Genomic DNA, 24,082 nt, shown 5'->3' on the forward strand with positions numbered 1-24,082 from the left:
TCAGCATAGAAGAAGTTTTTTAGGTCTTTAATCTATCAATGTTTACCACCTCCCCCGAAAAAACACATGAAAATGTGCTTTTTTCGGGGACTCCTCCTTGAAAAAGGAGGAGAAATTAAACTCACGAAAACTATTTTATCAAATAAGGTTTAATAATTTTTGTCCACGCATCATATCCAGCGGGTTTCATGTGCAGGCTATCACTCACGAAATAATCACCATTAATACTGCCATTCGGGCGATACATCGCTGGGCGAATATCAATGTACGTAAAGTTTTTATGCTTTTTGATATAATCTTCAATCATGGCATCGGCTTTTGCAACTTTCGGCCAATCGGTTTTTCTTGAAATTGAAGGTTTCATCGAAATATAGTAAACTTTCGTTTTCGGAAGTTTATTTTGAATTAAAGTAGCCAATTCGGCAAAATTATCGAATACTTGCTCAAAAGTTCTTTGTGGTTTTCCTATGAATAAATCATTTTCACAGTACAAAACAATCGTTTTGGGCTTATACGGCACGAGCATTCGTTCGGCATAATAAGTCATTTCGGGAAAGGTAGCCGCCCCAAAACCATGATTAATGACCGAAAGCGGAGCAAAATCTTCTTTCAGAGTTTTCCAAAGTCTGATACTCGAACTTCCGTAGAAAATAGTTTGTCCTTGCAATTTTTCTAAGCCAATTTCGGCATCTTTTTTCTCATAATTCACAATTTCACTTTCGAGTCGGTCGATTTTATAATCAACTTCATCAGGCGGTGCAATGGGTGTATGTGTTAAGGTCCGTTGGCAAGCGATTGTAAGTAAACACAAGAAAATAGGAAGAAATAAAGTCTTTTTTATCATGAGTTTTGTTAGGGTTGAATTTATTATAGAAAAATAGATTATCAAAAATACAGAAAACACTATTGGTTTTCTAATTTATTATCGTTCAAATCGCAAGAAATCAAATCTTGTAAAACTAATAATCTTTTTTAATCGTGTCTAAAATGATTTAGCTTTGTATTCAAAATATAGACATAATGAATCAAAACATCGACAAACTTTATAAGATTGCTCAAAAAGAAGAAAGATCGATAATTGGCTTAATGTCAGGCACTTCGATGGATGGGCTTGATGTGGCATTATGCAAATTTCGAGGCAGTGGCGGAGATACCGAAGTAAGCATTGTGGCCTTTGAAACGGTGAGTTATGATGAAGAAATTAAGGACGAAATCAGAAAGATTTTTGCTAAATCAACCATAGAGTTTCAACAACTCTGCGTGCTAAACCCTTGGATTGGGAATCTTCACGCCGAAATCATTAATGATTGTTTGAAAAAATGGAATATTTCAGCCGATGATGTGGACTTAATCGCCAGTCACGGGCAAACGGTTTTTCACGCTCCAAAAATTCTTCATGGACTCGAAAAATTCCCGAATGCTACATTACAAATTGGTGATGGTGACCATATTGCTGTAAAAACAGGAATTATTACTTTATCAGACTTTCGTCAAAAACATTGTGCAGCAGGAGGTGAAGGAGCTCCACTGGCAGCTTATGGAGATTACTTGATTTTCTCAAAACGAAGTGAAAATCGTATTTTGTTAAATATGGGAGGGATTGCCAATTTTACGTATTTAGCAGGAAATTTGGATGCAAACGAAGTTTTTGCGACCGATACAGGTACTGGAAATACATTGATTGATGCGTATGTGAAAAAACATTTTGGCATACCTTATGATGAAGATGCAAAGATTGCAAGTAAAGGTACGGTTAATCAAGTATTATTGAATGAACTAAAAAATAACGAGTTTTTTGAGATGCCGTTTCCGAAAACAACAGGCCCTGAATTATTCAATCTCAAATATTTGACAAATGCCCAAGAAAAAAGCCAAACACTTGAGCTTTCACACGAAGACATTTTGGCTACGTTATGCCGTTTTTCAGCCGAAACTATTGCAGAGGCAATTTTACAATTTAAATCAGATTCTTACAAAGTTTACGGAAGCGGCGGAGGTGTGCATAATCCTTTAATTATGAGTAATTTACAAGAAGTTTTGCCAAATTTCGATTTCCAGAAAACCGATGATTTAGGTATTTCTGGCGATGCTAAAGAAGCGGTTTTGTTCGCAACTCTTGCCAATGAAGCCATTGCGGGCGGACAAACAGATTTTGGTTCACGGAAAGGTGTTCCGAGTGTTAGTATGGGAAAAGTTTCGTTTCCTAATTGATTTTTGCCACATTTGTATAATCTTTCATAAGCGAAACATCAGCCTATTTCGTTGGATTAGAAATAGCCTGAGTAAAACTTTACAATAATGTTACCAAAACTGATAACCAAAAGACACGCCTTCTTTTTAAGTATGCTGTGTATTTTTTCATCTAAAGCCTTCTCTCAAATTGCCATTTCACACCCAGTTGAGCGAATGATATTTCAAAGAAATAATTCAAATCAAGCTCAAATTAATATTGCTGGCACTTATTATTCGGCAATTGATAGAATTGATGCAAGAGTTGTTGCACAGCAAGGGGGTACAACTACGGCATGGACTACAATACAAACAAATCCAAATAACGGTTATTTTTATGGCACACTCACCGCAATAGGTGGTTGGTATAGTTTAGAAGTAAGAGCCTATAAAAACAATGCCCTGATTGATACCAAGACTATTCAAAAAGTAGGTGTGGGTGAAGTTTTTGCAATTGCTGGACAGTCGAACGCACAAGGAGGAGCAGGCGTAAGCACGCCTGCTACTGACGACCGTGTGAATTCAATTAACTATAGCGACAATCTGACTGACTATAACAGATTACCGATTGGATTCTCAAAAATGGTTGGTGATTCGGGAAAAATAGGACCTTTTCATTATGTGCCTTGGGCATGGGGAAAATTGGGAGACTTGCTGGCGAGTAAATTAGATGTTCCGATTTTATTTTATGGAGCAGCTCACGGTGGCACTTCAAGCGAAAACTGGAGTAAATCGGCTCAAGGGTTACCTTATAACGGAGAAAGTTGGAAACGCCAAGATTTGGGAGCTCCATATCGTGCTTTAGAAAACAGTGTGGCTTATTATGGGAGTCTGACAGGGCTACGTGGTATACTTTGGCATCAAGGAGAGAGTGATCCCGAAACTTTTTTGGTACCATATTATGAGAATGTCAAAAACGTAATCAATAAAACCCGCGAAAATGCTGAACATAATAGTTTGGCATGGGTTGTGGCAAGAGTTTCGAGAAACCCTAACCCGCATGATGGTCCAATACTTGGCCAAAATACCCTTATTTCTGGCTTCAATAATGACCCCAATCTCCCACCTGTGCCTAATGTTTTTGCTGGGCCCAACACTGATAATATTCATGGTTCGGAGAATAGAACAGATGGCATTCACTTTGATACTTATGCAGGACAAATTGAGTTTGCCAATGCTTGGAACGCCAGCCTTGATAATACTTTTTTTACTACTTCAACTCCAATGATGGCTTCCCCCCTGCTGGCAATCTCATTGACCTGTAATTCTGCGAACCCTTCTGCACCGATTTCGTTGAATGTACCTGCTGGTTATAGCAAATATGCGTGGTCGAATAGACAAAATACTGTTCAAGAGTCCGTTGGATTTAATTATAGTGGTTGTTGTCAATATACAAATATTCCGCCTGCTGGTTACGAAAATCTTAATTGGAGAACTTTGGATAGTGTTGCTACTATTAATGTTTCGGCCGCAAGAATAGCAGCTAATGTAAGAAAAGTATCAAAAAAAGTTCTTTTCAGTCCAGTTATTGATTTGACAAGTTTTGCATTGGCTACAAATCCATCTTTCACAACTTCGGCTACCCAGATAAGACCAAACGAAAATCTGACGCTAACTGGGGCAAACTGCAATGGAAGTTATATTTGGTCAACGGGAGCGAGTGTAAATCCGCTTACTTTTGCACCTACTGCAACGGCAGCATATACAGTTCAATGCAAAACTTTACATTGCATAAGTTCTGCTTCTTCGCCACAGTCTGTAATTGTTTCTTCTTGTTTTCCGAGTAGTTTATCTTTGAATGGCTCAGTAAATACAGCCGAATCGGCTTATGAAAGTAAACAATCAATTCAGAGTAACCAGATTATTCAGTTAAGTGGCAAAATTGATTATAATGCCAAAACTAAAGTAGAGCTTCTACCAGGTTTTGAAGCAAAATCAGGTGCAGTTTTTAAGGCTTTTATTTTGGGGTGTGATTGATAAAAGTCCACAGTCGATAGACGATAAGTCCACAGAGTACGGCAATAAAAAAGGAGTTTTTCGCATGAAAAACTCCTTTTTTACTAACTATATAAGAACCTTACGCTGAATTTCTGCTGGCATTAATATTTCCAAACAACGAACGAGTTACCATTTTTTCGTAAACTAAACGAGTTTTTTCGTCGGTTGTTTCTTCGATTTTCTGTAAAGCATATTGCTGAATTGTGAGCAAAGGCAACACAATATGTTCACGATAATTGATTGATAACTTACCAAGCTCTTCCGATTCCATCAAAACTTTTTGTCCCGAAACCAAAAGCATATTTTTTACAGTCAAAAAATACTCTTCGTAGAGAATTTTCCAAAAATCGCCATATTCTGGGTCATTTTTCATATAGTTTGTGAGTGGGAAATAGGTTTTTGTTAATGCCATCATGCTATTTTCCATCAAAGTCTTGAAGTAAAGCGAACTTTGGTAAAGCGATTTCAAATCTTCCAAACGACCTTCTTCGATAACTTTTTGCAAAGCTGAACCAAAACCAAAATATCCTGGCACATTCTGTTTTAATTGACTCCACGAACCTACAAACGGAATCGCTCTTAAATCTGAGAGCATCAATTTTTTACCCGAACTACGCTTACTTGGACGGCTTCCAATATTAGTCAAACCATAATATTTAAGCGGACTCTTATTTTCGAGATATGATACAAACAATGGGTGTTCTTTCAATTCAAAATACTTTCTTACGCCTTCTTCGCCCAATTCATCAATCAAATTGCGTTCTTTTTTATCAATAATTGACCTATCATCTTGGAAAACATCGTTGATAATTCCTGCCGAAATCAATTGTTCAAAATTATACATCGCTTGAGCTCTTGAGCCGTACATTGAAGTAATAGTTTGCCCTTGAATCGTAATCTGAATTTCGTTATTAGCAATCGTTGGGCCTTGCGAAGCATAAAACTGATGCGTTTTTCCACCTCCACGAGCAGGAGGACCTCCACGACCATCAAAAAACATTACTTCTATTTGATTTTTCTTCGATACTCTTGAAAGTTTTTCCTTTGCTTGATAAATCTCCCAGTTTGCCTTCACATAACCGCCATCTTTCGTTCCATCCGAAAAACCAAGCATAATTGTTTGCTGATTTTTGCGAAGAGCTAAATGATTTTTATAATATGGCAATTGATAAAGTGCCGACATCGTAGCTTGTGCAGCATCAAGTCCTTCGATAGTTTCAAAGAGTGGCATCACATCAACATTCACTTCTTGCTCTTTGTAACCACAGAATCGGAACAATGCTAATACCTCCAACACCGAAAATATCGAAGTCGAATTACTGATAATATAACGATGGCAAGCTCTTTCGCCATTCAATGCTTGTATTTCTTGAATTGCTCTTACGGTCTTGAATGTGTCTTTTGTGAGGGCTTCTTCAAAGTCATCTTCATTGATTAAAAGCTCTCTTTCAGTCAAGAAATGTAGTCTTTCAGCATGTGTCCATTCAGAATATGGCTTCGGTGAAATCGCATATTTTTGGTTGATTTCCTCCATTACTTTTTCGTGAATACTACTATCTTGGCGAATATCCAAGCTGGCAAAATGTAGTCCGAAAAGTTTTACTTGCTGGATAAATCTATCAAAAAGGTCTAAGAAAATCGAATTGTGCTTTGTGATAAGTAATTCACGAACTTCATACAATGATGTCAATAATTCATCAAGTGTTAAGTCATTTTTCAGACCGTTCATGTTGGTATAAATACGATTACTGATTTTAGTCAATAATGGCATGATACCTTTGAGAGTCAGACGACGACAAACGATTTTGAAATCATTATAATAACATTTCAAGATGCTTGTGCGTAATTCTTGCGAAACTTTCTTCGAGATTTCGGCAGTTACGAACGGATTTCCGTCACGGTCGCCACCTGGCCAAAAGCCAAGCTCAAGAACTGGACTAAAATCTTGTACTTCGTTTTGAAGATAAGTATTGATTTTTTCATGAATTTCACCAATTACTTGATAATAAACGTGGCGAAGGTAGAATATAATACTTTGAGCCTCTTCGAGAGGTGTAGGTTTCTGGTCGTTGATAAATGGCGTTTTTCCGAGTTGTTGGAGCAAGGCATCAATGCCATTGATGTCATTTTTCGGGATAAGCTCCTCCAAATCTTGAATGATACGCAAAACGCTATTTGGGTAAAATTGAGTTGGGTGTGCCGTAAATACTACACGAACCTTAAAGTTCTTGAGTTTTTGCTTTACATCTTCAAGCTTATTTTGCTGAACCGCCAAATCAAGCGTACTTAGCAAAGTGCCCTTTCCATTGAGTGGCGTAAGTTTTTCAAAAGCAGAATCTTCGATACTATCAAACAAAACAACCTGACGCTCAATGTAAGTAATGAAGCGAAACAACAAATCAATTTTCTCTTTTTCGTCTTTAATCGTTGTGTATTGACTAAAGAAAGAATCAATGATTGTTTTGGGGTCTTTTCCTTGTTCAAAACCAACTTCGGATAAATCGTGCAGAAAAGGCATTAACTGACCAATCTTAGCCATTTTATCGTAAGGCAATCTCGAAAAAAGCGTGTTAAATACAAGGTATTTATTATGAACCTCTTGTGTAAAAACCGATTCGATAGAATTTTTTGGCATTATTTTGCAAGTATTTAAGGTTTTGACAAGCAAAATACGCAAAAACATACTGCATTATGGCACTTTAACCGAATAAAGTTTGGATTTTCTTGGAAAAATTAAAATTTTTCAAAACATAAAACAAAAATTTAAGTATAGGCATAAACGAAAGTAATTAGCCATGAAGAAAAAGAGTATTAATGACTAATCTTTTTATACGCAACGTTGTTTAGTAAGTAATAAGTTTTGATGATACATTTACAAGATTATCAATTCATCTATCCAATCTTTGTTTTTACTTTGCACATATTTAGAAAAAAGAATAAATGAAGTACCCAATATATATGGATTACAACGCCACTACTCCACTCGATAAACGAGTGTTGGAGGCAATGATGCCATATCTGACCGATCACTTCGGAAACGCAGCCAGTCGCTCTCACGCCTTTGGCTGGAAAGCTGCCGAAGCAGTTGATACTGCTCGTCAGCAAATTGCCGATTTATTGGGTTGTACGTCGAAAGAAATAGTTATTACGAGCGGAGCAACCGAAGCCGTTAACTTAGCAATCAAAGGTGTTTTTGAAGCATTGCGTCATAAAGGAAATCATATTGTAACTGTAAAAACCGAACATAAAGCAGTTCTGGACACTTGTCAGCATTTAGGAAAACTGGGGGCAGAAACAACTTACTTAGATGTTGATAGAGAAGGAAATATATCGTTAGAAAGTCTCGAAAAAGCCATCAAAAAAGAAACAATTCTAATTTCGGTCATGGCGGCCAATAACGAAACTGGTGTAATTTACCCAATCAAGCAGATTGCGGAAATTGCACATCGACATAACGTTTTATTTCATTCCGATGCTACGCAAGCAGTAGGAAAAATCCCAATAAATGTACTGGAAGATGAAATTGATTTGCTTAATTTTTCGGGGCATAAACTTTATGGGCCAAAGGGTGTTGGAGCTTTATACATCAGAAAAAAACTCAATATTATAGCCCAACAAGATGGAGGTAAACACGAACGAGGAATGCGTTCGGGTACACTCAATGTTGTAGGAATTGTAGGTTTGGGCGAAGCAGCACAGATTTGCCAAGAAGAAATAGATGCAGAAATAAAAAGACTTTCTGAATTGAGAAACAGGCTCGAAGAAGGAATTTTAAAGCAAATTTCAACGGTTAAATTGAATGGAAATCGACAAAATAGATTACCAAATACAACAAATATAAGCTTTGGAAAAATTGATGGCGAGCAGCTATTGATGAATCTCAACGAAATTGCGGTTTCTAATGGTTCGGCCTGTAATTCCGCCTCAACCGAACCAAGTTATGTGCTGAAAGCAATGGGTCTTGATGATGAATCGGCTTATAGTTCAGTTAGGTTTAGTTTGGGAAGAATGACTCAAGAAAGTGATATTGATTTAGCCATCGAACACGTAGTGAACGTCGTAGAAAAAATGATAATTGCTCATTGAAAATTGACAATTAAAAAATGCCTTTTTACAGAATATACATGAAAGAAATCAAGCAAATTACGGAAGCCTATCTGAATATAGATTTTAGTAAAACTAAGGCCGCTTTGGCAACAGTTGTGAGAGTTGAAGGTTCATCATATCGTCGTACAGGTGCAAGAATGTTGGTCTTAGAATCGGGCGAATGGATTGGAGGAATAAGTGGTGGATGCTTAGAAGGTGATGCGTTGAAAAAGGCACGTTTGGCGATGTCGCAAAACAAGGCAACCTTAATTACTTATGATACTACCGACGACGACCCTTACCAAATTGGCGTTGGCCTTGGCTGCAACGGCATCATTGATGTATTGATTACGCCACTTGACCCACAAAATCCAAATAATGCTGTCCGACAACTCCAAAGTTGCATTGATCAACGAACGCCTAATTTAGTTGTTACCGTGACAAGCATCAATAAAGTACATTCAGACATTGCTTTGGGCGAAGTTTTTAGGTTTGACAACGATGCTCATTTCGACGAAATTTTTCCAATAAATGCTTTGAAAGAAAATATAAAAATAGAAATAAAAGAAGCATTAAACGCCACGAAATCAGTTTCAAAAGAATATATTTTAGAAAATGGTACGAAGCTAACGCTTTTTCTGGAAGTGATTCCGCCTGCCATACAACTGTATGTTTTTGGTAGTAACTATGATGTTTATCCGATGGTGCGAGTAGCAAAAGAGCTGGGCTGGCGAGTGATTTGTATTTGTAATCCTACCAAGATGCACTCTTCGCTCTCAGAAATGGCTGATGCTGTTGTTCCAAAAGACTACCAACCAGAAATTGATAAATTCACCGCAGCTATTTCAATGTGTCATGATTACGAAACTGACTACCGAAACCTGCAAATGTTACTGAAAACCGACATCAAATACATTGGTCTTTTAGGACCAAAAAAACGTACGATAAAAATGTACGATAGAATGACAGAAGAAGGCATTTCTCTAACAGCCGAACAAAAAGAACGAATTTACAGCCCTGTTGGCTTAGATATTGGTGCAGCAACGCCTGAAGAAATCGCCCTTTCGGTTTGTGCCGAAATTCGTGCATTTTTCTCAGGAAGAGATGGAAATCGACTAAAATTTAGGACGAAACCTATTTATGAGAATTAATTTTGTTCTTAGGGCTAATGGTCATACTTTTGTCGAATATTTTTGCTAAAACTGACCTATGACCGCTAATTTTGTTACATTTTATTTGATATTAGTACTTATTACGGGCCCTTTCTTTCAATTTCTTCCTTTAGCCACTTATCTGAAATGGGACGAAGTTTTACTGGCAAAAACCCTTAATCAAGCACCAACTATTTTTTTGTTAGGCTACTTGATTTTTCCTCTCAACAAAGAAAAAAGGAAAGTGATTTGTCTTTTAATATTATTTCTTATTAGTTGTATTATTCCTGAAATTTATCATTACATTATTCATCAAGATAATCAATTTGTGGTTATTGTCAGCAATAATATTATTTCTTATTGCATACTCGGAAGCATATTTTTAGGTAGTAAATCCTCTTTTGATAAAATTTCAAAAAATGTTTGGATGACTGCTATTGGTTCTTTCCTACTGACAATTACTTCCTTTAGTTTTTCGGCAATCAAAATCTTTCAATATTATCTTCCAAGCAGACCATTGGGCTTTTTTATTGTCATAGCCTTCATGGTCATTGCTTCTTTAATTGTATTTTTTAGCTTTTTGACACTTTCACCTTTTAAGCGAGCTTGGTATGAAATTGTCTGTGGAACAATATTTTTAGTTGTGGTCGATATTTATGTTTACACTTCCCTTTTTATCTTTAATGGGCCTCCTGAGCACCTTTTTACATACGGTAAAGTACTTTTTTCTGTTGGACTTCTACTATTAGTTGACGGTATTTTACGTCAGAAAAAAGCTACTTTGTCATTTCTTTAATTGTACTGAGCCTCTTTGCTTACGCTTTCAAGTAGTCATGATATTTATTAAGAATTGTGTTTTGCGTAATTTTAACCAATAGTTCTTTGTCGGCAATTAGAAAGAGGTGATTTTGAAGAAAATTAGTGCTAAATACTTCGTAAATTGCCTAAAATTTTAGATAAAATAATGATAACTGTCGAACAAGCCGAACAACTCATTTTAGAAAATATCCTTACAATTCCCACCGAAAAAGTATCCATTAATGATGCTTTAGGCCGAATTTTAGCCGAAGATTTATGTGCTGACCGTGATTTTCCGCCCTTCAATAGAGTTACGATGGATGGCATAGCCATTCGACACGAGCAACTTTCAAAAGGACAAACCAGTTTTTTGATTGAAGCAACTGCGGCGGCAGGAAGCCACGAAAAAACCTTACAAAACCCCGAAAATTGTATTGAAGTAATGACTGGGGCAATGATTCCGCTCGGAACTGATGCTGTCATTCGATATGAAGATATTGAAATAAAAGATAAAACGGCCCGAATTACGATTGACATAAACGAAATCAAAGCAAGGCAAAACATTCACCCACAAGGTTCTGACCGTAAAACGGGTGATGTAATTGTGCCGAAAGGTCGAAAACTTTCTCCTGCCGAAATCGGTGTGGCGGCTACGATTGGAAAATACGAAATTTTAGTACAACGAAAACTCCGTGCGGTAGTGATTTCAACGGGTGAAGAAATCGTACCGATTACCGAAACGCCATTGCCGCATCAGATACGCACTTCCAATGGATTTGCCTTACAAGCTTCGCTCAAAAATTGGGGACTTGAAACTGAGAATGTGCTTTTACCCGATGACCAAGCAATCATTGAGGCAAAAATTGCAGCATTTATGGAAACGTTCGATGTGCTGATTTTAAGCGGTGGAGTTTCGGCAGGGAAATTTGATTTTGTGCCACACGCACTTGAAAATCAAGGAGTTAAAAAACTTTTTCATAAAGTTTCGCAACGCCCAGGAAAACCCTTTTGGTTTGGAAAATCGGCTAATGGAAAAGTAGTTTTTGCTTTACCAGGCAATCCAGTTTCTACATTTATGTGCCTCAATCGCTATTTCAAAAAGTGGCTTGATGCTTCGCAAGACCTTGAAAATCAGCAATTAATGGCCGAGTTATCAGAAGATTTTACGTTCAAACCCGAACTAACGTTTTTCTTGCAAGCAAAGCTTTCTTATACATTGACTGGTAAAATTTTGGCAACGCCTGTAGAAGGCCACGGCTCAGGCGATTTGGCAAACTTAGTAGAAGCTGATGCTTTTCTCGAATTGCCGTTGGAAAGAAGTTTGTTTAAAAAGGGAGAGATTTTTAAGGTTTTTGTGTATAGATAAAAATTTGTGGCACACTTTGAAGTGTGCCACAAATTAACTTACAAGATTACGGATAAATCAAATACTTCTTTCTCAAAACCTGTCTCCTGAAGGCACGTAGGGGACTCTGAGGGCATTGGTCGATGCCAAATATTTTGTTTGAAAAGGGAAAAGGTGTTTGTGTATCGTTAAAGCTATTCAACCTCATCCTTAATTAGTTTTAAACCTAATGGAATCAGATGGTCGTAATCATTATCGTTTGTCCATAGTTCAAAATCGTAATAAAGGGCTGTTGCGGCAATCCAAATATCGTTTTTACCCATATTTCGAGGTGTTTTTAATGGCAAAGGTGTCGATTTTAGAGCATTTTGGCTGTAAGCATCAATTTGTGCGTAATAGGGAATTATTTCAGCTTGAATATCTGCGATTGGTAATTTTTGAAGAATAGATTCCAATAAAAGAATTTTTTGATAACCCCAATCTGCTTTCAAGGCAAATGCTTGTAATTCCCCAACGACAACAATTGGCACTACCCCTCTTGGGTTTATTTCGATTCTTTTTCGGATATGTTTGATTATGATATTTGTATCAAGTATCATCTCATAAATATTTTTCCATCTCCTTCCACTGACTTTCAGTAAATCCGAAATCAGGCATAGAAATAGGTTCTTTATTAGCTACGATATCCAAAAAGCTATCCATTCCTCCCGCAGCTTTGATTTGCTCGGGAGAATATATATTAAGTTTGCCCTTCTTCAACAACGGAATAACTGGCTTTTTTTGTTTATTGGTTCTTGATGTTACCATATAGAGTTTTTTACAAATATACGTTTTAGTAAAATTTAATGAACTTTAACTATCTGAAAATATTTGTTATTTGTGCCACAGTTTTAGGTGTGGCACAAATGCTTTTTTACGGATAAATCAAATACTTCTTTCTCAAAACCTTAAAATCACTCAAAGCTGGTTCCCAACTTTTGCGGATTTCAGCTTCCGAAACGCCGTCAATGATTTGTTGTTTGAATTTTTCTGTTCCTGCCAATTTATTAATGTCGCCCATTTGTTTGCTTTGGGTTCTGTCGAAAAACTTATCTTTCATCGGATACGCCTTGTAAAGTTCCATCATCCATGAAAGGTTGATTTGTCGGCTTTTTCTGAGAATATTCGTGTCATATTTTCTTAAATCAAGTCCATAACAATCTTCATTTTGGTGAAGTGGCGTTTCGCTCATGCCTTGAATACTTACGGGCTTGAAGCTAAAATCGTATTTTCCTTTTAGGGCTGGAGCTCCCAAAACCGTAAACGGAATGTAAGTGCCACGACCTTGACTCAAAATTGTACCTTCAAACAAACAAGTGCTTGGATAAAGCAAAATAGACTGCTGAGAATTAAGGTTTGGAGATGGAAAAACTGGCAATTCATAAGACATATCGTGGTTATAATTGGCAATTTTGATAATTTTTATCTTGCATTTTAGGTTATTTGGAAGCCAACCTTCACCGTTAATCATTTGGGCAAATTCGCCCATCGTAAGGCCATGAGCAATCGGAATCGGAAACATACCAATGCCCGAATAATTCTGTTTTTCTAAAATTGGCCCATCAACTAAATAACCATTTGGATTCGGTCGGTCGAGAATGATTAATTCTTTGCCATTTTCGGCACAAGATTCCATCACATGAGAAAGCGTATTGATGTAGGTGTAGAATCTCGCTCCAACATCTTGAATATCAAAAATCATTACATCAACATCAGCCAGATGTTCTTTGGACGGACGTTTGATTTTTCCGTAAAGTGAAATTATCGGAATACCTGTTTTCTGGTCAACTTCGTTGTTTACTTTTGCCCCTGCACTGGCATTTCCACGAAAACCGTGTTCTGGGCCAAAGACTTTCACAATGTTTACACCCAAGCTTAATAAACTATCAACACTGGCTTTTTTGCCGATAATTGAAGTTTGGTTGACCAACATCGCTACTCTTTTGCCTTTTAGCAGGGGCAAATATTCTGAAATTTGGTCAGCTCCAGTGATGATTTGAGTTTTCTGATTCGTAGAAACGGTATATTTATTGGCTACTTGTTTTTTTGTACAGGCAAACAATACCACAATTCCGAAGGCAATAAAAAGATTAAAAAGAGGACTTTTCATAAAGTTTATAGATTGTTAATGTTTATTTTCTTGAATTTTAGAAGCCTGTCAGTTGCGTACCTACGGCACGCTAAATCGATGTGACATTTTTATTTCTACCAATATTTAGTGCCTAACGGCACATTTCACCAACCCATTAAGCGTTTAATGCAATCAACGTAAACCAGCAACAAATTAACCAGTAACTAACTCAAATTGCTTTGATTTGTTTCAAAATCGTTTTGGTGATTGTTTTTCGGCATTGACCAAAATTTGGATTCGGTTCTAAACGTTTTTTTGAAATTCGAGTGGCAAAGAAATAAGTATTTTCTCGACTTTCCACATATCCAACCCACCAACCCGAATCAATGCCACCGTCACGAGTCCAACCAGTTTTAGCTCTGATTGTATAATCTTTAGTTTTCTCTACAACCATTACTTTTTTCAAAATCTCGTAATTTCTCTTAGAAAAAGGCAGTTTTTCTTCATAAACAGCCTTCATGAATGTAACTTGATTTTGTGGAGAAATTCCAAAATGTCCAAAATTCCAAAAATCAGCACCTTTCTCCGATAAATCTACATTGCCATAATGGCAGGCTTTCAGATACTTTGTATAATTCTTTCGACCTATTTTCTTGGCCAATTCGATAAACACCCAGCCAGCTGATACTTCAAATGCTTCCCGCACGGTCATATCTTTATAAATCTCTGGTCGGTAGCCATAAAGCGTTGTATCGGTTTTGCCGACCCACTTCACAACCTCGTTTTCGTCTCTGATTACTTTTGTTTCTAAGGCAATCAATAAATTTATGATTTTGAAGGTCGAAGCAGGTAAACTCAACTTTTGAGCATCCATAGAGTCTGAATAAATCCACTTCTGATTTTTGTAATCATAGATTGTGGTGCTTCCTTTGATGCCACATTCTCGAAAAGCTCGCTGTAAATCAGTTTGCCCCGAAACCTTAGAACCACTAAATAAACCAATCAATAAAACCAAATAGCAAAGTTTCATTTCAAATAAGTATTTTTTTAATGGTCAAATTTTACCCGAGGGAACGTCCAAATTGGAGGTTCCTACGAACACCACAATACAAATCTCAACCAAAACTAACACTTTATCAGTAAATACTATTGCTTTTGCTGGCACAAAGTCATAAATCAACGTTTGGCTTTTCTTTTTTGGGCATTTTTCAATACTTTTGAACAAAAATTAGCAGTGAAGTGAAAAAATCGAACGAAAGCATCATTAATGTTCCTGTGGTTCCGCCAAAGGGAGTTAGCCGTGAAGAGCGTAAAGAATTTTTGCAGGAGTCGGCCAATAAATATCTGGAGGCCATCGAAACACAAATCGGAGATTTGAAGAAAGTGGGCAAAAATGCTTTGGTTATCGGAGGAGTGGTTTTAACTGCCTACGCTCTGACAGAATTACTTTTGCCTTCGGCTAAACAAAAAATTTCGCTTGACCCTAAGCCAATCGTACAAGAAGACGACGACAACGACGAAGATTCTTTCGTATGGGCTGCTCTAAAAGGTGTTGCAACGTCGGTTTTGCTGACTATTGCAAAAAATAAACTTTTGGAAATTATAGAAAACCTTACCACCGACGCCACCGAAAATGTCGAGACAAATTCTTGATAAAATATTAACTAACAAGCAATTACAAAAAAAATCTTTGGCTGTTTTGCTCGACCCCGATAAAGTTGAGTTAAATTCTTTTGAAACTTTTTTATATGCTTGTGCCGAAAACCGAGTAGATTATTTCTTGGTTGGCGGTAGCTTGATTACGAAAAATATCATGGGCGAAATGATTGCCGTCATTCGCCAGAAAACTAATATTCCTGTCATTATTTTTCCAGGCAATAGCCTACACATTGAGCCAACGGCTGATGCTATTCTGCTACTTTCGTTAATTTCTGGCCGAAACCCTGATTATTTGATTGGCCAGCACGTTATTGCAGCACCCTTACTCAAACAAAGTGGATTGGAAATTCTATCAACAGGCTATATGCTTATTGATAGCGGACGACAAACTACAGTTTCTTATATCAGTAATACCACTCCGATTCCGCACGACAAAGCCGATATTGCAGTTTGTACAGCAATGGCAGGCGAAATGCTTGGTCAGAAATTGATTTATTTGGATGGCGGAAGCGGAGCGATGTATCCTGTTTCGCCAAAAATGATTGAGAAAGTAAGCAAAAACATAAGTTTACCGCTGATTGTTGGAGGAGGAATAAATTCGCCCGAAAAAGCTACCGCAGCTCTCGAAGCAGGGGCAGATATTATTGTGATTGGCAATGCTTTCGAGAAAAACCCCGCTTTACTTTCCGAAATTGCCGAAGCCGTTCAAACCTTTAATTTATCAATTGCTTGAAACCCCATCAAATTTTTCTTGGCTTAGGTTCTAATTTAGGGAATCGAGAAGAAAATCTCTCGACGGCACAAAGGTTAATTGAAGAAAAAGTTGGTAAAATTCGCTCAAAATCGAGCATTTATGAAACCGCTGCATGGGGAATTACCGAACAAAATGCTTTTTTGAACCAAGTTCTTGAAGTCGAAACAAGTTTTTCGCCGAGTGTTGTGCTTCATTTAGTGCTAAAAATTGAGAAAGATATGGGGCGAGTTCGTGAAATCAAGTGGGGCGAACGCAGCATTGATATTGATATTTTGTATTACGACAACGAGATAATTTCTACCGAAAACCTCGTAGTTCCGCACCCTTTTATTCAAGAACGAAAATTTGTTTTAGTGCCGCTCTGCGAAATCGCTCCAGCCTTTATTCACCCAAAATTGAATCAGAAAAATCTTGAATTACTCGAAAAATGTCAAGATTCGGGCGACATAACAATCTTTAGTTCAAATTAGCTGGTACTTTCTGAACAACAAAAATCATTCGGTCAGATTCTGCTACATCAAAAGGGTTTAGGTCATAACTTCCGTAAATTTCTTTGCAAGTCAATTCTGCCTTTCGGAAATAATACCTAAAATCTTCGCAAGTCAAAATCTTGACTCTTTCTTCAAAATGATAATGTTCGTTTTCGTAATCGAAGTCAATATTTTTTACAATAAAACCATATTCGATTTTCTTTGTGATAACGAATTTTATGCCGTCAACTTCCTTTTCGTAGTATTTTGTTAGGTTCTTTACGGCTTTGGCACTATTCATATAATCAAGCACAAGTGTTCCGCCCGATTTTAAATTTTCGGCAACCGCTTTTATGGCTCGAAAATTGTCGTAGTTTTCTTCAAAATATCCAAAACTTGTAAATAAATTTAGGACAAAATCGAAAGAGTCTGGGCGGAAAGTTTCTCGCATATCATGCACAAAAAAGTGCAAATTCTCACTGGCTGATTGATTAGCCGCTTCGATATTATTTCGAGATAAATCAATGCCAGTTACATCATAGCCTTTTGAGTTTAGGTAAATAGCGTGGCGGCCCTTTCCGCAGGCAAGGTCGAGAAAGGTATTATTTGGTGCAAAACCAAGCTTTTTTTCGAGATTATCAATGAGCATTTGAGCTTCTTCGTAGCTTCGGCTCTTATAAAGTTGATGATAAAAAGAAGTATCAAACCATTCTACAAACCACTCTTTCATTATCTTTATATCAATTTATGATATTCGGGTTTGAGAGAAACGAAACCCAAATTCAATTTTTTTTCAAATTTTCCGTTGTAAATAAAGTGCAAAATTACCATCATTATTATCGAAAATGAAACTTTACCACAAAATATACCAACTTGCTTCCGTTTCGTCTTTTGTTCTGCTATCGTTTTCAATGGCTGATGCCCAAACAAGTGATGCCGTACCAAAAGCAAAACGTAAAGGCGAAAAAGGCTATAAAAAAGAAACCATTCAACAAAAACTGGATAAACTTCCAGTGGGTGTAACCACACCAAAAGCTTCGGCTTCTTTGCCAGGAGGAAACAATATTTCGAGCGTAGATGATGCCAAAAAGTTTGCCACCGAAACTTTACCCGACTTAGGTTTAAAGCTCAAGAAGACCATAAAAGATGTAAAAAAGGAAATTAAAGGCTTGAAAAAAGAATTTAATGGCCGTGATTACGAAGGAATTAAAGTTGAAAAACAACTAATCAGACAAGGAACAGGAAATAACCTGACTTTCTTAGAATTTTATACGCTCAAAGAATTTACGCAACCGAATCCGTATAACCGACACTTGTTTTGGTACGACCGCAAAGCAAATAGAATCGTTGAAGGTATCGGGCGAGACAGAGCTACGAATGATTTAATGCACGGGCCGTATAAAAAATACTTGGGTGATTTAGTGGTCGAAGAGGGATGGTATTATCTCGGAGCAAAAGATGGCCGTTGGGAATTATATGATAAAAATTACAATTTGCTGAATAAAGAATATTACGAACGAGGTTTTTACCAAGATTCGGAAATAAGTTTTTATGATGAAAACCATACTAAAATAAAAGAAGTAAAGCCAAAACTCTACGGAAAGGTAACTGGCGAATATCTGACATTCAACGAAAGCGGAACATTGGCCGAGCAAGGCATGATGGACGATAGCGTAAAAGTAGGACGTTGGGTTGAATATTACCCAACAGGAAACCGCCGCAAGAAAGAAACCCAATACGGTAAAGACTGCTACGATAACGGCTTTGAATCGTACATAGTTTATGAATATGATGAGAAGGGTAAAATCACATTTGAATCTCCCAAAATTAAGAAAAACTAAATTTTAGTCAACCGACGACGGTCAACTGTCAACAGAAATTTCTTTAATTTCAGAAAACAGTTGTGCCAAAATTAGTTTTTTTTATTTTTTTCTTTAATTTTGTTAGCATATAGCTACAACTATTTAATGACAAAACTTACGCCTGACGACTTAATTTATGGCTATATAAATGGTATTTTCCCGATGGCAGATTCGGACGGGACACTTTATTGGTATTCGCCCGACCCTCGTGCTATTATTCCGATTGATACCTACAAACCACCAAAATCGCTTCGTCCTGTACTCAACAAAAACTATTTCGAGATTCGCTTTAATCATAATTTTGAGGGGGTCATGCGTGGCTGTGCCGTTGCTCGAAGCGACTCAGACGATACTTGGATTTCAGAAGAAATTATTGATGCTTATACTGGACTAAATGGCATGGGGCTGGCCCACAGTGTAGAGGCTTATTTAAACAATGAACTCGTCGGAGGGCTTTATGGGGTTTCTATCGGAGCGGCTTTTTTTGGTGAATCAATGTTTTATACCCAACCCAATGCCTCAAAAGTGGCTTTTCATTATTTGATTCAAACACTTCGCCAACAAGGCTTTGAATTGCTTGATACTCAATTTATTAATGACAATGTAAAGCGTTTTGGAGCAATTGAAATTCCGAAGTTTCAGTATCTTAATTTGCTTAGACAAGCCACCGCAAAAAAGGCCCGCTTTACCGAATTTGAATTTGAGCATTTGTTTAATAGATAACAATTATCCAAATCCATAGTCCGTAGGACTTGCATATCGGTAGAAACAATCATTGGGTCTTGGGTCAATTATCAGAATGCCATGCCGTAAGTATTCAACTAAACCGCCTATTAGTTGAATACCTACGGCATTCTGATAATACTTTTTCGATTTTATGCTACCGAGCGTCGGCCGCCAATATGAAAGTCCTACGGACTAAGTAGTTCATTCTATTATTACTTTTCAACAATTTCATTGAAAAGAGGTCTAATAAAATATGAAGAAAAGCCTCAGCGTTCACAAAGAACACTGAGGCTTTTCTCTTTTTACGCAGAAATCAAGGCCTTTTATAATTGCTGATTCCTTCATACAAGAACTTCAAAAATTCTTCTTTTGAAGTATAGCCAATTGGCTGCTTTACAATCAGTTTTCCGTTAGAATCTTCAATAACGTAGTACGGTTGAGCATTGTTGTTGTATTTTACAATTTCCAAATCCATGTTTTTATCCCCAATCGTTACCTTCAATTCATCGTCGTATTTCGAAGTATATTGTTTTTCTTTTGGAAGTTCCTTTTTGTCATCAACATATAAGGAAGCTATCACGAAATCGTTTTTGAGTTTTTCTAAGACTTCGGGTTTTGGCCAAACGTTTTCTTCCATTTTACGGCAGTTTGCACAGGCATAGCCTGTAAAATCTATGAAAAGGGGTTTGCCGACTTCTTTCGAGTACGCAAGGGCATCATCATAATCATAGAATCCTTTCAATTCGTGCGGTAAATCTCTGAGTTTTGAACCATCAGCAACTGTTGTAGCGATTGTTTTTGGAGGCAAAAGCCCCGACAATAAACTTAGTTCTTTTCCGTGCGAAACTCCGGGAACCATATACGCCGCAAATGCAAGGAATAAAATCCCGAAAACCACTCTTGGAATGTTGTATTTCTTCACTTTACTATCTTTTGGCAAGCGAAGGATTCCGAGAATATAAAGCCCGATGGCAGCAAAAATAATTATCCAGATAACTAAGAAAGTGTTTCGAGAAATATAATTAAAGTGATAAGTAAGGTCGATATTACTTAAAAATTTAAGTGCTAAAGCAAACTCCAAAATTCCGAAAACGGCTTTCATTTCGTTCATCCAACCACCCGATTTTGGCAAACTTTTGAGCCACTGCGGAAACATCGCCAATGAAGTAAACACAATGCCAAATGGCAGCCCGAAAGCTAACATCCCCCAAAGTGGTCGCCAAACTTCGCCTTTTGCCGCCATAATCAGTAACGAACCCACAAAAGGAGCAGTACACGAAAACGATACCACTACGAGTGTAAGAGCCATGAAGAAAATACCGACAAGTCCGCCTTTTTCCGACATTCTATCAATATTATTAACAACTTCGTGTGGCAAAACGATTTCAAAAGCACCCAAAAGAGAAATGCCAAAAATGATAAAAATGACAAAAAATATAAGATTTGGAATCCAGTGTGTACTAATGAAGTTGAGAAATGGAGCTCCAAAAACTGTTGCTACCAAACCGATGATTCCGAACACAAACATGATGGATAAACCATAAAAAGTGGCCTTACGAGTTCCTTGCGACTGTTTCGTGAAGAAACTCACCGTCATGGGCATGATTGGGTAGATACAAGGCATAAAAATTGACGCAAAACCCGCCAAAAATGCCGTTAAGAGAAAACCGAGAAGTGATGTGCTTTCTTGCATGAACAATAAAAAATAGTGTTTATCTTATTTATAACACAAAATCTGTGCAAAAGTGCTGATGAACAATTAAGAATGTAGAATTAAGAATGTAAGTAACTGATAATAAACCCCTTAAAAGATTATCAAATTTACTTCTCCTTTAAAAATACCATTTTTCGGTCATGAGTTTGAAGGCTACCCCAGCCACAAAAGCAGATAAAAAAAGATTCCAAGAGTGTTTTTTCATCTTGAAACCATCTAAAACCAAAAATGATAGTGTAATGGCTACCGCCACGATGAGCAACTGACCAAATTCGAGACCAATATTGAAAGCCAATAATTGCACAACAATACTTTCGTTTTTTCCGAGAAGACTTTTCAGGTAATTAGAAAAACCCATCCCGTGAATAAGACCAAACATCATGGCAAAAAAATAACGTACCCTCGAAAACTCTTCGGGATCAAGAACGCTTTCGGTGCTTCGGTGGAAAAAGTTAGAGATACAAGTAAAAATAATTGTGACAGGAATCAGGAATTCTATCAAATCAGTACTGTATTCGATAAGTTCGAGAGCGGCTAATGCCAGTGTGATTGAATGCCCAATCGTAAATGCAGTAACGAGGTAGAGTATTTTTTTCCAGTCAGTGATTCTATAAATTGCACAAAGAGCCACCACAAACAAAATGTGGTCGTAACCGTTTATATCGGTAATATGTTGATAACCAAGCTGTAAATAAATAAAAAACTCGCTCATGATTATAGGATTAGGTCATTATTTGAATCAACTCAAAAAGCAGTTGTTTTTAATAGGATTTATCCAACAAAATTATAAGATCTGTATTGATTGACTAAATTTACAACGAAAAATCAGTAAACCATGAGTATCAGAAAAAAAATCGGTTTTGCTGGATGTCAAACAATATCGTAGCATCAAAGAAAGAAAAGCAATACATCTATATTTGTACAATAAAAGGTCTATAAATGCCTTCTTGATAGACATTTACAGACCTTTTTACATTTTGTATAATCAATTGGCCATTAAATAACCTTTTATAAAATCATCAATATCGCCATTCAATACCGCTTCGGTGTTTGATGTCTGAATATTTGTTCGATGGTCTTTTACTCGGCGGTCGTCTAAAACGTAGCTTCGTATCTGCGAACCCCACTCTATTTTCATTTTTCCAGCTTCAGTTTCTGCTCTTGCAGCATTACGTTTATCAACTTCTAACTGATAAAGTTTCGAGCGAAGCATCTGCATGGCTCGCTCACGGTTACCAAGCTGACTACGGTCAACCTGACAAACGATTACGATTCCCGTAGGCTTGTGCGTAAGCTGTACTTTGGTTTCTACTTTATTGACATTTTGTCCACCAGCACCGCCTGAGCGAGAGGTTTGGATTTCGATATCAGCAGGATTTATTTCAATAGTAATTGTTTCGTCAACCAATGGTGTAACAAAAACCGATGAAAATGATGTATGTCGTCGGGCATTAGAATCAAAAGGCGAAACACGCACCAAGCGATGCACACCGTTTTCAGATTTCAAGAAACCATAAGCCATTGGCCCATCAATTTGCAATGAAACCGATTTTACACCCGCCGTATCGCCATCTTGAAAATCAAGTTCAGATACTTTATATCCCTTCTTATTAGCCCACATCATATACATACGCATGAGCATACTCGTCCAGTCTTGGCTTTCTGTTCCGCCTGCTCCTGCATTTATCTCCAGAATGGCACTCATTTGGTCTTCTTCGTTCGAGAGCATTCGTTTTAACTCCAGCTCTTCGAGTATCGTTTCTACCTTTTTACCTTCCTCGTCAACTTCTTCTTCGGTTACTTCGCCTCCTTCATAAAATTCATAAAGTGTTTCGAGGTCGCCGATGGCAGCATCGGCATTTTCGTAGCCAACAGTCCAACCTTTAAGCATACGTACTTGTTTCATTACGTTTTCAGCTTTGGTGGCATCAGTCCAGAATTCGGGTTGAGCGGTTTGGTTTTCTAAATCTTCGAGTTGTTCTTTCTTGCTATCGTAGTCAAAGATACCCCCTCAAGGCCGCTAATCTGGCCTTTAACTCCTTCAATTGTTCGGTAGTCATATTATTTGTGAATGAATGATTTAAGGTAATGAAAAACGAGTGTTTCTCAATTGAGGTGCAAAATTACAGATAATTGCTTAGAAAACAGCAGATTAGCGAAAGAAAAGCGAATGTTTGAATGGAGAATGTACTAATAGTTAAAACCCTTTCGTCTAATAAAGCCAGACGAAAGGATTAATATTATTTATTTGATTTACAAAGAAGCCTTTTCTCTAACCGAAACACTTATTTTATCATAATATAAGACCGTCAAGCCTTCAAAACCAGAATCTGTACCTACACATAGCCAAATCTCACCTTTTTCATTTGGTTTTACTGTTACCAGTTTAGTTGTGTTATTACGATTTACAACCTTAAAACCTGGTTCCGAAAGACCATTTGAGGCATCACCGATTGTTACAAGCTCTTTTCCCCCTTCTAACTGGTTTCCTTTATCAAGATTGAATTTATAAAAATCACCTTCTAAATACTTAGTTGGTTCTTTTGATGAAGCACCCGCTTTTACAAAAACCGAACTTCCTGGAGAACCACCAATTCCGACGCTATTGGCATGAAAGTATGTACCGAGTTCAATATCAAAGAAAACTTCATACGTTTTTTTGCTGTCTAAACCGTTGATTTTTTTCTTTGCATACATAAACATATCATCACTACGATTATGGCTTTGCACTCGTAGGCCCTTTTTGGTTGAATCCGAAGGGATTTTTGCGACAGCATACTTAAATTCTATCATGCTGCTATCCATCGAAGTATTATATTCGGCCAAATCTACACTCCAGCCATCAAAACCATTCTCGAAACTCGAAACCACGCTCATGTTGCTATTAACTTCGTTTTTATCACACGCCCACGCAAACACCATTGCCAAAGCAATACAACTATATGACATCCACTTTTTCATACTTTACTGTTTTTTAAAATTTGATTTTATGTTGATTAATTTTCTGACCGGTCGTTAAAAGAGATACTAAATTTGCTGAATTGGTTGGAAGAAGAAATAATAAAAAATTGATGTAGAAACTCAGAAGAAACAAATTATTGAACCTAAAAAACTGACTATCAGCTTCTTGATGGAAGCTTTGATTTACGTTTTTTCTCGAAGAAAATGTGAGATTTTATT

The 24,082-nt window shown here is 37.2% G+C and carries 22 protein-coding genes; 11 read left to right on the top strand and 11 right to left on the bottom strand.

Features of this window, described 5'->3' with window-relative positions:
- Window positions 1-130 precede the first annotated feature (130 nt).
- On the bottom strand, window positions 131-844 hold the full coding sequence (locus ABR854_RS14245) for a GDSL-type esterase/lipase family protein (RefSeq protein ID WP_350266083.1): 714 nt from the start codon (window positions 842-844) through the stop codon (window positions 131-133).
- Between the two features lie 176 nt (window positions 845-1,020).
- Here ABR854_RS14245 and ABR854_RS14250 point away from each other — a divergent pair, with 176 nt between their 5' ends.
- Window positions 1,021-2,211 carry an anhydro-N-acetylmuramic acid kinase gene (locus ABR854_RS14250; protein WP_350266084.1) on the top strand — a complete coding sequence of 397 codons (1,191 nt, stop codon included), beginning with the start codon at window positions 1,021-1,023 and terminating at the stop codon, window positions 2,209-2,211.
- An 87-nt stretch (window positions 2,212-2,298) separates the two neighbouring features.
- Window positions 2,299-4,206: a 3-coathanger stack domain-containing protein gene (locus ABR854_RS14255; protein ID WP_350266085.1), complete on the top strand. Its 1,908-nt coding sequence runs from the start codon at window positions 2,299-2,301 to the stop codon at window positions 4,204-4,206.
- Window positions 4,207-4,306: 100 nt separating this feature from the next.
- Here the strand turns inward: ABR854_RS14255 and ABR854_RS14260 are convergent, their stop codons facing one another.
- Entirely contained in the window at window positions 4,307-6,862 is a 2,556-nt protein-coding gene (locus ABR854_RS14260) for a phosphoenolpyruvate carboxylase (protein WP_350266086.1), read from the bottom strand.
- A gap of 305 nt (window positions 6,863-7,167) precedes the next feature.
- On the opposite strand from ABR854_RS14260, the gene ABR854_RS14265 reads away from it, so the two are divergent.
- The 4 genes from ABR854_RS14265 to ABR854_RS14280 all read left to right on the top strand — a co-directional run bounded on the left by ABR854_RS14265 (window position 7,168) and on the right by ABR854_RS14280 (window position 11,628).
- Complete coding sequence (locus tag ABR854_RS14265; protein ID WP_350266087.1) at window positions 7,168-8,313, top strand: cysteine desulfurase family protein; 1,146 nt, start codon at window positions 7,168-7,170, stop codon at window positions 8,311-8,313.
- Between the two features lie 17 nt (window positions 8,314-8,330).
- Window positions 8,331-9,464: an XdhC family protein gene (locus ABR854_RS14270; protein ID WP_350266088.1), complete on the top strand. Its 1,134-nt coding sequence runs from the start codon at window positions 8,331-8,333 to the stop codon at window positions 9,462-9,464.
- Between the two features lie 58 nt (window positions 9,465-9,522).
- Window positions 9,523-10,260 carry a hypothetical protein gene (locus tag ABR854_RS14275; protein ID WP_350266089.1) on the top strand — a complete coding sequence of 246 codons (738 nt, stop codon included), beginning with the start codon at window positions 9,523-9,525 and terminating at the stop codon, window positions 10,258-10,260.
- A gap of 168 nt (window positions 10,261-10,428) precedes the next feature.
- On the top strand, window positions 10,429-11,628 hold the full coding sequence (locus ABR854_RS14280) for a molybdopterin molybdotransferase MoeA (protein ID WP_350266090.1): 1,200 nt from the start codon (window positions 10,429-10,431) through the stop codon (window positions 11,626-11,628).
- A 173-nt stretch (window positions 11,629-11,801) separates the two neighbouring features.
- Here ABR854_RS14280 and ABR854_RS14285 read toward each other — a convergent pair whose 3' ends face one another.
- From ABR854_RS14285 to ABR854_RS14300, 4 genes are all read right to left on the bottom strand, one after another.
- Window positions 11,802-12,206 carry a PIN domain-containing protein gene (locus ABR854_RS14285; protein ID WP_350266091.1) on the bottom strand — a complete coding sequence of 135 codons (405 nt, stop codon included), beginning with the start codon at window positions 12,204-12,206 and terminating at the stop codon, window positions 11,802-11,804.
- A gap of 1 nt (window position 12,207) precedes the next feature.
- On the bottom strand, window positions 12,208-12,414 hold the full coding sequence (locus ABR854_RS14290) for a hypothetical protein (protein WP_350266092.1): 207 nt from the start codon (window positions 12,412-12,414) through the stop codon (window positions 12,208-12,210).
- Between the two features lie 106 nt (window positions 12,415-12,520).
- Window positions 12,521-13,756 carry an exo-beta-N-acetylmuramidase NamZ family protein gene (locus tag ABR854_RS14295; protein ID WP_350266093.1) on the bottom strand — a complete coding sequence of 412 codons (1,236 nt, stop codon included), beginning with the start codon at window positions 13,754-13,756 and terminating at the stop codon, window positions 12,521-12,523.
- 190 nt (window positions 13,757-13,946) lie between these two features.
- Window positions 13,947-14,747, bottom strand: coding sequence for a penicillin-binding transpeptidase domain-containing protein (locus ABR854_RS14300; RefSeq protein ID WP_350266094.1), 801 nt, complete (start codon window positions 14,745-14,747; stop codon window positions 13,947-13,949).
- A 209-nt stretch (window positions 14,748-14,956) separates the two neighbouring features.
- Here ABR854_RS14300 and ABR854_RS14305 point away from each other — a divergent pair, with 209 nt between their 5' ends.
- The 3 genes from ABR854_RS14305 to folK are packed head-to-tail and all read left to right on the top strand — an operon-like array spanning window position 14,957 to window position 16,600.
- Complete coding sequence (locus ABR854_RS14305) at window positions 14,957-15,370, top strand: hypothetical protein (protein ID WP_350266095.1); 414 nt, start codon at window positions 14,957-14,959, stop codon at window positions 15,368-15,370.
- Complete coding sequence (locus tag ABR854_RS14310; RefSeq protein WP_350266096.1) at window positions 15,351-16,109, top strand: phosphoglycerol geranylgeranyltransferase; 759 nt, start codon at window positions 15,351-15,353, stop codon at window positions 16,107-16,109. The genes ABR854_RS14305 and ABR854_RS14310 overlap by 20 nt, the downstream gene beginning before the upstream one ends.
- The gene (gene folK / locus ABR854_RS14315) at window positions 16,106-16,600 is read left to right on the top strand and encodes a 2-amino-4-hydroxy-6-hydroxymethyldihydropteridine diphosphokinase (protein WP_350266097.1); all 495 of its coding nucleotides are present in this window, start codon (window positions 16,106-16,108) and stop codon (window positions 16,598-16,600) included. Before ABR854_RS14310 ends, folK begins: the two co-directional genes overlap by 4 nt.
- Here the strand turns inward: folK and ABR854_RS14320 are convergent.
- Window positions 16,587-17,330 carry an SAM-dependent methyltransferase gene (locus ABR854_RS14320; protein ID WP_350266098.1) on the bottom strand — a complete coding sequence of 248 codons (744 nt, stop codon included), beginning with the start codon at window positions 17,328-17,330 and terminating at the stop codon, window positions 16,587-16,589. The genes folK and ABR854_RS14320 overlap by 14 nt on opposite strands.
- 115 nt (window positions 17,331-17,445) lie before the next feature.
- On the opposite strand from ABR854_RS14320, the gene ABR854_RS14325 reads away from it, so the two are divergent.
- Window positions 17,446-18,441 (top strand): toxin-antitoxin system YwqK family antitoxin, encoded by a 996-nt coding sequence (locus tag ABR854_RS14325; protein ID WP_350266099.1) that lies wholly within the window; start codon window positions 17,446-17,448, stop codon window positions 18,439-18,441.
- 126 nt (window positions 18,442-18,567) lie between these two features.
- Entirely contained in the window at window positions 18,568-19,185 is a 618-nt protein-coding gene (gene aat / locus ABR854_RS14330; RefSeq protein ID WP_350266100.1) for a leucyl/phenylalanyl-tRNA--protein transferase, read from the top strand.
- Between the two features lie 316 nt (window positions 19,186-19,501).
- Here the strand turns inward: aat and ABR854_RS14335 are convergent, their stop codons facing one another.
- From ABR854_RS14335 to ABR854_RS14350, 4 genes are all read right to left on the bottom strand, one after another.
- The gene (locus tag ABR854_RS14335) at window positions 19,502-20,881 is read right to left on the bottom strand and encodes a protein-disulfide reductase DsbD family protein (RefSeq protein ID WP_350266101.1); all 1,380 of its coding nucleotides are present in this window, start codon (window positions 20,879-20,881) and stop codon (window positions 19,502-19,504) included.
- A gap of 139 nt (window positions 20,882-21,020) precedes the next feature.
- The gene (locus tag ABR854_RS14340; RefSeq protein ID WP_350266102.1) at window positions 21,021-21,614 is read right to left on the bottom strand and encodes a HupE/UreJ family protein; all 594 of its coding nucleotides are present in this window, start codon (window positions 21,612-21,614) and stop codon (window positions 21,021-21,023) included.
- A gap of 273 nt (window positions 21,615-21,887) precedes the next feature.
- A protein-coding gene (prfB, locus tag ABR854_RS14345) for a peptide chain release factor 2 (protein ID WP_350266103.1) occupies window positions 21,888-22,962 on the bottom strand; the annotation gives its coding sequence in 2 pieces (ribosomal slippage) (window positions 21,888-22,901 and window positions 22,903-22,962; 1,074 coding nt in all).
- A 193-nt stretch (window positions 22,963-23,155) separates the two neighbouring features.
- Complete coding sequence (locus ABR854_RS14350) at window positions 23,156-23,863, bottom strand: hypothetical protein (protein WP_350266104.1); 708 nt, start codon at window positions 23,861-23,863, stop codon at window positions 23,156-23,158.
- Between the last annotated feature and the right edge of the window lie 219 nt (window positions 23,864-24,082).

Source organism: Emticicia sp. W12TSBA100-4 (genome assembly GCF_040253585.1).
GTDB lineage: Bacteria > Bacteroidota > Bacteroidia > Cytophagales > Spirosomataceae > Emticicia.

What these genes read in the sequence shown, in the direction of transcription:
- ABR854_RS14245 (WP_350266083.1), bottom strand. Translation starts at nt 844, where the DNA reads ATGATAAAAAAGACTTTATTTCTTCCTATTTTCTTGTGTTTACTTACA.
- ABR854_RS14335 (WP_350266101.1), bottom strand. Translation starts at nt 20,881, where the DNA reads ATGCAAGAAAGCACATCACTTCTCGGTTTTCTCTTAACGGCATTTTTG.
- ABR854_RS14280 (WP_350266090.1), top strand. Translation starts at nt 10,429, where the DNA reads ATGATAACTGTCGAACAAGCCGAACAACTCATTTTAGAAAATATCCTT.
- ABR854_RS14320 (WP_350266098.1), bottom strand. Translation starts at nt 17,330, where the DNA reads ATGAAAGAGTGGTTTGTAGAATGGTTTGATACTTCTTTTTATCATCAA.
- ABR854_RS14340 (WP_350266102.1), bottom strand. Translation starts at nt 21,614, where the DNA reads ATGAGCGAGTTTTTTATTTATTTACAGCTTGGTTATCAACATATTACC.
- ABR854_RS14270 (WP_350266088.1), top strand. Translation starts at nt 8,331, where the DNA reads ATGCCTTTTTACAGAATATACATGAAAGAAATCAAGCAAATTACGGAA.
- ABR854_RS14260 (WP_350266086.1), bottom strand. Translation starts at nt 6,862, where the DNA reads ATGCCAAAAAATTCTATCGAATCGGTTTTTACACAAGAGGTTCATAAT.
- ABR854_RS14300 (WP_350266094.1), bottom strand. Translation starts at nt 14,747, where the DNA reads ATGAAACTTTGCTATTTGGTTTTATTGATTGGTTTATTTAGTGGTTCT.
- ABR854_RS14325 (WP_350266099.1), top strand. Translation starts at nt 17,446, where the DNA reads ATGAAACTTTACCACAAAATATACCAACTTGCTTCCGTTTCGTCTTTT.
- ABR854_RS14350 (WP_350266104.1), bottom strand. Translation starts at nt 23,863, where the DNA reads ATGAAAAAGTGGATGTCATATAGTTGTATTGCTTTGGCAATGGTGTTT.
- ABR854_RS14265 (WP_350266087.1), top strand. Translation starts at nt 7,168, where the DNA reads ATGAAGTACCCAATATATATGGATTACAACGCCACTACTCCACTCGAT.
- ABR854_RS14295 (WP_350266093.1), bottom strand. Translation starts at nt 13,756, where the DNA reads ATGAAAAGTCCTCTTTTTAATCTTTTTATTGCCTTCGGAATTGTGGTA.
- aat (WP_350266100.1), top strand. Translation starts at nt 18,568, where the DNA reads ATGACAAAACTTACGCCTGACGACTTAATTTATGGCTATATAAATGGT.
- ABR854_RS14275 (WP_350266089.1), top strand. Translation starts at nt 9,523, where the DNA reads ATGACCGCTAATTTTGTTACATTTTATTTGATATTAGTACTTATTACG.
- ABR854_RS14250 (WP_350266084.1), top strand. Translation starts at nt 1,021, where the DNA reads ATGAATCAAAACATCGACAAACTTTATAAGATTGCTCAAAAAGAAGAA.
- ABR854_RS14310 (WP_350266096.1), top strand. Translation starts at nt 15,351, where the DNA reads ATGTCGAGACAAATTCTTGATAAAATATTAACTAACAAGCAATTACAA.
- ABR854_RS14290 (WP_350266092.1), bottom strand. Translation starts at nt 12,414, where the DNA reads ATGGTAACATCAAGAACCAATAAACAAAAAAAGCCAGTTATTCCGTTG.
- ABR854_RS14255 (WP_350266085.1), top strand. Translation starts at nt 2,299, where the DNA reads ATGTTACCAAAACTGATAACCAAAAGACACGCCTTCTTTTTAAGTATG.
- ABR854_RS14285 (WP_350266091.1), bottom strand. Translation starts at nt 12,206, where the DNA reads ATGATACTTGATACAAATATCATAATCAAACATATCCGAAAAAGAATC.